This window comes from Massilia sp. CT11-108 (assembly GCF_047302915.1).
Taxonomy (GTDB): domain Bacteria; phylum Pseudomonadota; class Gammaproteobacteria; order Burkholderiales; family Burkholderiaceae_D; genus Telluria; species Telluria orientalis.
The window spans coordinates 1-10,389 of sequence record NZ_JBKYMO010000193.1; the positions used below are offsets into that span (position 1 = coordinate 1).

Here is a 10,389-nt window from a genome sequence, read left to right on the forward strand (position 1 = left end):
TTCGACCACCTTGGCATCCGATGCTGGTTTGTCGTCTCGACTCGGGCGCAAAACCTATTTGTTCAGCACTTCCCTAGGGCCATGGGAAGTAGAGCAAGAGGGACAAATGCCATATAAATTAAGAACACCTTATCCCAAAACCATCCTGCTGCTGCTAGCATGGCCGCCAGGGCACAACAGATTGCCATAAAAACATTTATATACTTCAGCAAGGGAGGTTGCTCTTCCACTGCAGAAGGCAGAGCTTTCAGAATATCCGAAAAAGTCGACATGAAGACCCCAGCGTTGTTAGCGTTGACTACAAGCGTTACCGATATTAATACTCGGCGCGAACCAGTATAGCCACAGTGACACTTAGCATAAGTCATCATTTCGACGACAGCAGACCTACCTTATTTCCCGCATCATTTCTGACGGAATTTCCATCCCCTGCGCGAAATCAGCTTCCGACCGCCGGAAATGTTCGACCAGGAAATCGATGAACGCCCGCGTGCGCGCCGCCTGGTTCTTGCGGTTGAGGTAGTAGACGAACAAATCGGCCGCCGGCAAGGTGTACTGCGGCAGCACGATACGCAACCGGCCGCTTTTGACGTATTTGGCGAGGTCCCACTCCGACCGGATCAGGATGCCGTGACCATCCAGCGCCCAGCCCAGCACGATGTCGCCGTCGTTGCTCGACAGCGCGCCGTGCACCTTCACCACCTCGCTGTCCTCGCCCTCGTTGAAACGCCAGATGCCGTACGCGTCGTCGTTCTGGCGGTGCAGGATGCAGCGGTGGCGAGATAAATCCGCCAGCGTCTGCGGCTCGCCATGCTGCTGGAGGTAGCGCGGCGACGCGCACAGGAAGCGCCGGTTCGACAGCACGCGGCGCGCGGCCAGCCGTTTATCCGGCAGCGCGCCGAAGCGGATGGCGAGGTCGTAGCCGCTTTCCACCAGGTCGACGGGGCGGTCCGTCACGTCCAGCTGCACCTCGACCTGCGGATGACGCTTGGCGAAAGCCGAGACGATGGGCGCGATGGTCGTGCGGCCGAACCCGAGGCTCGCATTCACGCGCAGCAGGCCGCGCGGCGCGGTGCGGTTGCTCGCGACCGCGTCTTCCATCTCACGGATCGCTGCCAGGATGCGCGTCGCGTGCGCGAGATAGGTCTCGCCTTCGCTCGTCAGCGACAGCCGCCGCGTCGTGCGATTGACGAGGCGCACGCCCAGGCGCGCCTCCATCTGCGCCAGGCGTTTCGTTGCGGCCGGCGGCGTGAGGTCGAGGGCGCGGGCGGCCGCGGCCAGCGAGCCGTGGCGCGCGACCAGCACGAAGAATTCCATTTCGGAGGCGCCGTCAGTATTCACCGTCATTCAATAATCAATTCACACCCGGCGAATTATAAGAGGGCCGCGCGGACTTACCCTGCACGCTTGAACAACACGCCAGCGAGGCCGCCATGAGAATCGTCGAGATCCGCGAACAGACACTCCCCATCAGCTCTCCCATCCGCAATGCCTACATCGACTTCAGCAAGATGACCCTGAGTCTCGTGGCCGTCATCACGGACGTGGTCCGCGACGGCAAGCCCGTCGTCGGCTACGGCTTCAATTCGAACGGCCGCTACGGCCAGGGCAAGTTGATGCGCGAGCGCTTCATCCCGCGCATCCTCGAGGCCGATCCGGCATCGCTGCTGGACGACGCGGGCGACAACCTCGATCCGCACCGGATCTGGGACGCGATGTTCACCAACGAAAAGCCAGGCGGGCATGGCGAGCGCTCCGTCGCCATCGGCACCATCGACATGGCCGTGTGGGACGCCGTCGCGAAGATCGCGGACCAGCCGCTGTTCCAGCTGCTGGCCGACCGCTACGGCGACGGGCGCCCGCACCGCAACGTGTTCGTGTACGCGGCCGGCGGCTACTACTACCCCGGCAAGAATCTCGACAAGCTGAAGGACGAGATGCGCAGCTACATCGAGCGCGGCTACAACGTCGTCAAGATGAAGATCGGGGGCGCGCCGCTGGACGACGACTTGCGCCGCATCGACGCCGTGCTGTCCGTGCTGAAGGATGGGCAGAAGCTGGCCGTAGACGCCAACGGCCGCTTCGACCTCGACACGGCGATCGCCTACGCCAAGGCGCTGTCGCGCTACGACCTGTTCTGGTACGAGGAAGCGGGCGACCCGCTCGACTTCGAACTGCAGGCCACCCTGCGCAACTACTACGACAAGCCGATGGCGACGGGCGAAAACCTGTTCTCGATGCAGGACGCGCGCAACCTGGTCCGCTACGGCGGCATGCGGCCGGACCGCGACTGGCTGCAGTTCGATTGCGCCCTCTCCTACGGCTTGGTGGAATACCTGCGCACGCTCGACATGCTGCGCCGGCACGGCTGGTCACCCACGCGCTGCATCCCGCACGGCGGCCACCAGATGTCGCTGAACATCGCGGCCGGCCTGGGCCTGGGCGGCAACGAATCGTATCCCGACCTGTTCCAGCCGTTCGGCGGCTTCCCGGACGGCGTACGCGTGGAGGACGGCTTCATCACGATGCCGGACCTGCCGGGCATCGGCTTCGAAGGCAAGGCCGACCTGATCCGGGTGATGCGTCACCTATCCGGCGCGTAGAAATCAGTCGCCGCTCACGTCCGCATCCTCGCCGAGTTCGAACTCGCCGCGCGCGAACGCCTCCAGCACGGCCTGCGCCTGCTGCAGGTGGCCTTCCGGGACGAGGATGCGCACGCCGCCCAGCGCGGGCGCCAGCAGCATGTCCGTCTGCACGAGGTGGGCATCGGCCAGCACGGCCGGGATACCGGAGGCGACGAGGCAGCCCTGCACGAGGTTCGCTTCCAGCGGGATCAGGTAGCGCGCCACCTCCACCAGGTCGCGGCCCGGCAGGCGTGCCAGTTCGGGGACGCCGGTCAGCAGTCCGTCCAACGGTTCGTTCGATGCATGCATGACGAGCTCCTTTCAGGCCAGCGCGGACAACAGGTACAGCACGACGCCGATCAATCCGCCCACGATGGTGCCGTTGATGCGGATGTATTGCAAGTCCTTGCCGATGTTGATTTCGACCTGGTGCGACATCTCGCCACTATCCCAGTGTTTCACCGTGTCGGCGATGTGGCGCGTCAGGAAGCCAGCGAATTCCGGCGCGGCGCCGCGCGCCGCCAGTTCCAGGTTCTCGTTCAGCGCCGTGCGCAGCACGGGATCCTCGGCGAGCGTCCTGCCGATCCACGCGCCCGTCGCGACGATCCGGCGCCGCAGCACCGAGTCCTCCTTGTGCAGGTCGGCCTTGATCCAGCCTTTCAGGTCGCCCCACAGCGAACCGATGTAGCCGTTCACGGTGGCGTCGCCGATCAGGTGGCGCTTGATGTCCTCGCCCTTTTCGATGAAGGCCGGGTCGGTCTTCATCCGTTCGATGAAATCGTGCGTGAAGACGTCGAAGCGGCGCCGCAGCGGGTGCCCGGGGTCTTCGCTCACGCGCTTGAGGATGCCGGCCGCGAGCCGCACGGAGATGTCCGCGCCCTTGCGGCCGATGAGTTCCGACGGCAGCATCTTTTCCATGAACGCGTACTCGTCGCGCAGCCAGTCGACGATGCCCTGCGCGATGAAATCCTGCGTCTCCGGGTTCGCCAGCAGGTTCGCCAGTTGATCGATCCCCTCGTCGAGGATCTGCTGGTGGCGGCCGTCGCGCGTCAGGCTTTCCAGGATCGTGCCCGCCGTCTGCGACAGGTCGACGCTCTTGACCACACCGTGCACCGCACGGCGGATGAAATCCTGCACGGCCGCGTCCTCGATGACGTCGAGCGCGAAGCCGGCCACGCGCACGAGCGTGTCGCCCAGGCGTTCCGTGTTCTCCGGCTTCGTCAGCCAGTCCGCGACCTTCTGCGCCGGGTCGTGGCGCTGGATCAGGCGCACGATCGAATCCGTGTCGAGGAATTTGTCGCGCACGAACGCGGCGAGATTATCCGCGATGCGCTCCTTGTTGGCGGGGATGATCTCCGTGTGGCGCGACACGAACGGGATCGGGATCCGCTTGAACAGCGCGACGACGGCGAACCAGTCGGCCAGCGCGCCGACCATCGCGGCTTCCGCGAACGACTTCAGCAGCCCAATCCACCAGTTGCCGGGCCAGCGGGCGGACAGCAGAAGGGCGACGACGAACAGCACGGCGGCGCCGATGAAAAAGCCCAGCGCCAGGCGCTTGGACTGCCGAAGTTCCAGTTCCTTGTCAGGCTCGAGTTCTTTGGAAGGCAAAGTGTCCATGCCGCCATCGTAGCCCAGCCTAGACGATATTGTCGCGCCGCAGCGTGGCGATGGCGTCTTCCGTCCAGCCCCAGTCGGCCAGGATGGCGGCCCCGTCCTGCCCCGGCGCGGCCACCATCCCGGCCTGGCCCGGCGTGCGCGAAAAGCGCGGCGCGGGCGCCGGCTGGGTGACGCCGTCGACATCGACGAAGGTCTTGCGCGCGGCGTTGTGCGGGTGGCGCGGCGCCTCGTCCATGTCGAGCACGGGCGCGAAGCACACGTCCGTCCCCTCCAGCAACGCGCACCACGCGCCGCGCGGGCGCGTGGCGAACAGCGCCGCGAACCGCTCCTTCAGCGCCGGCCAGTCGTCCCGGTCCCATTGCCGCGCGAATGCCGGATCCGACGCGCCCGTCAACGCCAGCAGCCGCGCGTAGAACTGCGGCTCGATGGCGCCCACCGCAATGAACTTCCCGTCCGCGCAGGCATACGTGGCGTAGAACGGTGCGCCGCCGTCGATGAAATTCGCGCCGCGCGCGGCCGACCACGAGCCGTGCGCGCGCAGGCCGTACATCATGGAGCCCAGCAGCGCGGCGCCGTCCGTCATCGCGGCATCGACGACCTGGCCGCGACCCGATATCCGCGCTTCCAGCATGGCGCAGACGACGCCGAACGCCAGCATCATGCCGCCGCCGCCGAAGTCGCCGACGAGGTTCAATGGTGGAGACGGCGGCCGGTCGGCGTCTCCCATCGCATGCAGCATGCCGGACAGCGCCACGTAGTTCAGGTCATGCCCGGCCGCCGGCGCCAGCGGGCCGGTCTGCCCCCAGCCGGTGACGCGGCCGTACACGAGCCGGGGATTGCGCTCCATGCACAAGTCGGGACCGAGACCCAGTCTCTCCATCACGCCGGGCCGGAAGCCTTCGACGAGCGCATCGGCCTTCGTCACGAGGTCGAGCAGCAGCTGGCGCGCACGCGGGTGCTTGACGTCCAGCGCCAGCGAACGGCGGCCGCGCGCCATCACGTCGTATTTCGTGCCGAGCGTCGGATACGGATTCGGCGCCAAAGGATCCGGCTTGCGGTCGATGCGGATCACATCCGCGCCCATGTCGGCCAGCATCATGGCGGCGAACGGGCAAGGGCCGATGCCGACCATTTCGATCACGCGCAGCCCCGTCAAAGGTCCATGAGGTCGTTTGGCCATCACAGCGAGCGGGCGATGATTTCTTTCATGATCTCGTTCGCCCCGCCATAGATGCGCTGCACGCGCGCGTCCAGGTACATCTGCGTGATGGGGTAGTCGAGCATGTAGCCGTAGCCGCCGAACAGCTGCAGGCAACGGTCGACGATCTTGCACTGCAGGTCCGTGATCCAGTACTTGGCCATCGACGCGCGCACCGTGTCCATGCGGCCGGCGACGAGGTCGTCGACGCAGCGGTCGATGAACACGCGTGCCACCGTGGCCTCGGTCTTGCACTCGGCGAGCACGAAGCGCGTGTTCTGCATGTCGATGAGCGCCTGGCCGAACGCGCGGCGCTGGCGCGCGTGCGTGATCGTCAGGTCCAGCGCGCGCTCGATGCACGCCACGCCCGCCACGCCGACGATCGTGCGCTCGTACGGCAGCTCCGTCATCAGCTGGGCGAAGCCGCGCCCTTCCTCGCCGCCGAGCACGTTCTGCAGCGGGACGATGGCATCGTCGAAGAACAGCTCGCACGTGTCCTGGCCCTTCTGCCCCATCTTCTCCAGGATGCGGCCGACGCGGAATCCCGGATTGTTTGCCGTCTCCAGCAGCATCAGCGAGATGCCCTTCGCGCCCGCGGCCGGGTCGGTCCTGGCGACGACGAGGACCAGGTCGGCGAGATAGCCGTTCGAGATGAACGTCTTGGAGCCGTTCAGGCGGTAGCCCAGGTCCGATCGCACGGCCGTCGTGCGGATGCCTTTCAGGTCGGACCCGGCGCCCGGTTCGGACATCGCGATCGCGGCGATGATGTCCCCGGTCGCGAGGCGCGGCAGGTATCTGTATTTCTGTTCTTCCGTCCCGTGGTTCAGCAGGTAGTGCGCGACGATCGCGTGCACGTGCAGGCCGAACGCGGTGTCGCCGGCCAGCGCCAGCTCCTCGAACACCACGGCCTGGTGGGCGAACGTGCCGCCCGAGCCGCCGAAGTCGTCGGGCACGTCCGCGAGCAGCAGACCGAGTTCGCCGGCCTTTCTCCACAGCGCGCGGTCGACGTGCTGCTGCTCGCGCCAGCGCTGCTGGTGCGGCACGACCTCCGCGGCCACGAAACGGCGCACGGCGGCGCGGAAGGTGTCGAGTTCCGTCGTCATCGCCCGCCCCTCACACCTGATACAGCGTAACGACGCAGGCCCCGCCGAGCCCCAGGTTGTGCTGCAGCGCCGTGCGCGCACCCTCGACCTGGCGCGCGCCAGCCGTGCCGCGCAACTGGTGCGTCAGCTCGAAGCATTGGGCAAGGCCCGTCGCACCGAGCGGATGCCCCTTGGACAGCAGGCCGCCGGACGGATTCGTGACGACCTTGCCGCCATACGTGTTGTCGCCGTCGCGGATGAATTTATCGGCGCCGCCTTCCGGGCACAGGCCGAGCGCCTCGTACGTGATCAACTCGTTGTGGGCGAAGCAGTCGTGCAGCTCGACGACGTCCAGGTCGTCCGGTGCGATGCCCGCCTGCGCGTAGACCTTCTGCGCCGCTTCCCGGCTCATGTCGTAGCCGACGAGGCGCATCATGTCGTTCGAATCGAACGTGCCGGGACGGTCCGTCGTCATCGCCTGCGCGGCGATGTGGACGTCGGCGCGCAGGCCCCGCTTCTTCGCAAAGTCTTCGGACACCAGCACGGCCGCCGCGGCGCCGCACGTGGGCGGACAGGCCATCAGGCGCGTCATCACGCCGGGCCAGATCGCCGGCGCGTCGAGCACGTCCTGCATGCTGACCTCCTTGCGGAACAGCGCCAGCGGATTGTTCGCCGCATGGCGGCTGGCCTTGGCGCGGATGCGCGCGAACGCCTCCAGCGGCGTGCCGTATTTGTCCATGTGCGCGAGGCCGGCGCCGCCGAAGTAGCGCAGCGCGAGCGGGATCTCGGGCTTGCCGACGAGGCGGTCGGTGACGGCGTCGAAATCGTCGAACGGCGCGGGCCGGTCGGTGAACACGGACGCCAGCGCGCCGGGGCTCATCTGCTCGAAGCCCAGCACGAGCACGCAGTCGGCCGCCCCGCCCTGCACGGCCTGGCGCGCGAGGTACAAGGCCGTGGAGCCGGTCGAGCAGTTGTTGTTGACGTTGACGATCGGGATACCCGTCATGCCCACGCCGTACAGCGCCTTCTGGCCGCAGGTGGAATCGCCGTAGACGTAGCCGGCATAGGCCTGCTCGACGTCCTCCCAGCCGATGCCCGCATCCTCCAACGCGGCGCGCGCGGCCAGGGCTCCCATCTCGTGGTACGGGGCGCTCGCCCCCGGTTTGGCGAACGGGATCATCCCCACGCCGGTCACATGGACTTTGCGGCTCATCGTCGTCTCCTGTTTATTAGGTCAACCGACCTATCCGACGGATTATAGGTCAGCCGACCTTCTTCTCAAAGCATGCCGTGCGATAATGCCGGGCATGAAAGCAACGATCGACCAGACCCTGCGCAACAAACCGTCCCTCACGACCGAAAAAGGGTGGGAGCGCGTGCACGCGATCCTGCAGGCCGCGCGCCGGCTGCTCGCGGAGGATGGCTATGCCGGACTGTCGATGCGCAAGGTGGCGGCCGAGGCGGGCATGACCCTGTCGAACGTCCAGCACTATTACAACAGCAAGGACGTCCTGCTGGAGGCGGCCCTGCTGTCCACGATGGACGAGTTCCAGGCCAAGATGGACCGCATCTCGGCGGAGATGCGCGACCGCCCGCGCCTGGACCAGTTCCTGTCGACGACCGACATGTTCCTGGAAGAGATCACGGACCCGGTCACGCACGCGCTGTTCTTCGAGATCTGGGCACTGGCGTCGCGCAACGCGTTCGCGTCGAGCCTGATGGACCGCATGCTGGGGCGCGAGCGCAAGACCGTCTACAACCTGATCCGCGGGCTGAATCCCGCGATCTCCGACGACGAGTACATGCAGCGTGCGATCCTGATGGTGGCGCAGATCGAGGGGTTGATGCTGTTCCGCCTCGATCGCGAATCGCGGCGCGAACAGTTCATGGCCGTGCGGGCCGCGGTGCGCAAGGCGTTGCTGAATCTCGCCACGGTGCCGTAAGCGTCCTTCATTCGTCGTGTCGCGTATACTGGCCCGGTTCAACATATAAGGAGCCCGGATGCAGCACGACATCAGCCTGATCACTACCATCGCCGCCGCCCTCGGTCTCGGCCTGCTGTTCGGCATGCTGGCCGTGCGCCTGCGCCTGCCGGCCCTGGTCGGGTATCTGGCTGCCGGCGTCATCATCGGCCCCGCCACGCCCGGCTTCGTCGCCGACGTGCATCTCGCGTCGCAGCTGGCCGAGATCGGCGTGATGCTGCTGATGTTCGGCGTCGGGCTGCATTTTTCGCTGGACGACCTGCTCGAAGTGAAAGGCATCGCCCTGCCCGGCGCCATCCTGCAGATCGCGGTGGCGACCCTGCTCGGCATCGGCCTCACGCACCTGTGGGGCTGGGATCTCGGGGCCGGCCTCGTGTTCGGCCTCGCGCTGTCGGTCGCGAGCACCGTGGTACTGCTGCGCGCGCTGGAAGACCGGGGTGAACTCGATTCCTTCAACGGCCGCATCGCGGTCGGCTGGCTCGTCGTGGAAGACCTCGTGACGGTGCTCGTGCTCGTGCTGCTGCCCGCGCTCGCCGGCCCGCTGGGCGGCAAGGGCGAAGGCGGCTCGCTGTGGCTCTCGCTCGGCAAGACGCTGCTGCAAGTGGGCGCGTTCATCGCGTTCATGCTGCTCGTGGGCCGCAAGCTGTTCCCGTGGTTCCTGTGGCGCGTGGCGAAGACCGGCTCGCGCGAGCTGTTTACCCTGGCCGTGATCGCGGCGGCCGTCGGCATCGCCTACGGGTCGTCGCACCTGTTCGGCGTGTCGTTCGCGCTGGGCGCCTTCTTCGCCGGCATGGTGCTGCGCGAATCGGAGCTGAGCCACCGCGCGGCGGAAGAGACGCTGCCGCTGCGCGACGCATTCTCCGTGCTGTTCTTCGTCTCCGTCGGCATGCTGTTCGACCCGCGCGTACTCGTGGAGAGCCCACTGGAAGTGCTGGGCGTCGTCGCCATCATCCTGGTCGGCAAATCGCTCGCCGCGTTCTTCCTCGTGCTGGCGCTGCGCTATCCGCTCAACACGGCGATCACGGTCTCGGCCAGCCTCGCGCAGATCGGCGAATTCTCGTTCATCCTGGCCGCCCTCGGCATCTCGCTCGGCCTGCTGCCGGAGATGGGCCAGAACCTGATCCTCGCGGGCGCCATCATCTCGATCGCCGTGAACCCGCTGATGTTCAAGCTGGTCGGCCCGCTGCAGAACTGGGTGCTGGCGAAATCCGACCACGCGCGCAAGATGGCGCGCTCGCCCGACCCGCTGGCCGAGCTGCCGATGACGGTCACGCACGAGCGCCTGACGGGCCAGGTCGTGCTGGTCGGCTACGGCCGCGTGGGCAAGCGCATCGCGCAAGAGCTGGACCGCGAGGGCATCCACTACGTCGTCGCGGAACAGAACCGCGACATCGTCGACCAGCTGCGCAAGCGCGACCAGCCTGCCGTGGCGGGCAACGCGGCGGAACCGGCGGTGCTGATCCAGGCCCACATCGCGCGCGCTTCGATGCTCGTGATCGCGACGCCGGACACCTTCCACGTGCGCGCGATGGTCGAAACGGCCAAGGCGCTGAATCCCGAGATCCGCTGCGTGGTCCGCACGCACAACGAGGAAGAGGCGCGCCTGCTGCGCGAAGAGACGGGCGGCACGGTGCTCGTCGGCGAACACGAACTGGCGCGCAGCATGACGCGACACGTGCTGGATGGGTTAGCGCTCGCGCAGGCGCACTGATTCCGCGGCCACGAGGACGACTGCGCAGACCATCGTGCTGCGCTCCATGATGCCGGCAGCCAGCAGCGCGACGGTCAAGCCCGAGCACCGCCTGACACAATGCGCTCCCAGGCACGCGCCGTGCCGCAACGCCGCGGCGCAGACGGGCGGACCAGGCAGCCCCGGATGCAGC

The 10,389-nt window shown here is 66.8% G+C and carries 11 protein-coding genes; 3 read left to right on the plus strand and 8 right to left on the minus strand.

The features are described from left to right. Positions 1 to 62 precede the first annotated feature (62 nt). Complete coding sequence (locus tag ACEN88_RS16350; protein ID WP_413341195.1) at positions 63 to 272, minus strand: hypothetical protein; 210 nt, start codon at positions 270 to 272, stop codon at positions 63 to 65. Between the two features lie 115 nt (positions 273 to 387). Continuing rightward, positions 388 to 1,341: a LysR substrate-binding domain-containing protein gene (locus tag ACEN88_RS16355; protein ID WP_413341213.1), complete on the minus strand. Its 954-nt coding sequence runs from the start codon at positions 1,339 to 1,341 to the stop codon at positions 388 to 390. Between the two features lie 92 nt (positions 1,342 to 1,433). On the opposite strand from ACEN88_RS16355, the gene ACEN88_RS16360 reads away from it, so the two are divergent. Next, a complete protein-coding gene (locus ACEN88_RS16360; protein WP_413341197.1) occupies positions 1,434 to 2,603 on the plus strand; it encodes a mandelate racemase/muconate lactonizing enzyme family protein in 1,170 nt (389 codons plus the stop codon). A 3-nt stretch (positions 2,604 to 2,606) separates the two neighbouring features. Here ACEN88_RS16360 and ACEN88_RS16365 read toward each other — a convergent pair whose 3' ends face one another. The 5 genes from ACEN88_RS16365 to ACEN88_RS16385 are packed head-to-tail and all read right to left on the minus strand — an operon-like array spanning position 2,607 to position 7,737. Then, the gene (locus tag ACEN88_RS16365) at positions 2,607 to 2,933 is read right to left on the minus strand and encodes a putative signal transducing protein (protein WP_413341199.1); all 327 of its coding nucleotides are present in this window, start codon (positions 2,931 to 2,933) and stop codon (positions 2,607 to 2,609) included. 12 nt (positions 2,934 to 2,945) lie between these two features. Then, positions 2,946 to 4,244, minus strand: a complete 1,299-nt coding sequence (locus ACEN88_RS16370; protein WP_413341200.1) for a DUF445 domain-containing protein — start codon at positions 4,242 to 4,244, stop codon at positions 2,946 to 2,948. A gap of 19 nt (positions 4,245 to 4,263) precedes the next feature. Then, positions 4,264 to 5,424: a CaiB/BaiF CoA transferase family protein gene (locus ACEN88_RS16375; protein WP_413341202.1), complete on the minus strand. Its 1,161-nt coding sequence runs from the start codon at positions 5,422 to 5,424 to the stop codon at positions 4,264 to 4,266. Beyond that, on the minus strand, positions 5,424 to 6,545 hold the full coding sequence (locus tag ACEN88_RS16380; protein WP_413341204.1) for an acyl-CoA dehydrogenase family protein: 1,122 nt from the start codon (positions 6,543 to 6,545) through the stop codon (positions 5,424 to 5,426). The genes ACEN88_RS16375 and ACEN88_RS16380 overlap by 1 nt, the downstream gene beginning before the upstream one ends. 10 nt (positions 6,546 to 6,555) lie before the next feature. Continuing rightward, positions 6,556 to 7,737, minus strand: coding sequence for a lipid-transfer protein (locus ACEN88_RS16385; RefSeq protein ID WP_413341206.1), 1,182 nt, complete (start codon positions 7,735 to 7,737; stop codon positions 6,556 to 6,558). Positions 7,738 to 7,831: 94 nt separating this feature from the next. Between ACEN88_RS16385 and ACEN88_RS16390 the strand changes: the two genes are divergently transcribed. Further along, a complete protein-coding gene (locus tag ACEN88_RS16390) occupies positions 7,832 to 8,467 on the plus strand; it encodes a TetR/AcrR family transcriptional regulator (protein ID WP_413341208.1) in 636 nt (211 codons plus the stop codon). 58 nt (positions 8,468 to 8,525) lie between these two features. After that, positions 8,526 to 10,217: a YbaL family putative K(+) efflux transporter gene (gene ybaL / locus ACEN88_RS16395; RefSeq protein ID WP_413341210.1), complete on the plus strand. Its 1,692-nt coding sequence runs from the start codon at positions 8,526 to 8,528 to the stop codon at positions 10,215 to 10,217. On the opposite strand, the gene ACEN88_RS16400 is transcribed toward ybaL, so the two are convergent. Then, a partial coding sequence (locus ACEN88_RS16400; protein ID WP_413341211.1) for a DUF2182 domain-containing protein occupies positions 10,194 to 10,389 on the minus strand: 196 nt, incomplete at its 5' end. The genes ybaL and ACEN88_RS16400 overlap by 24 nt on opposite strands.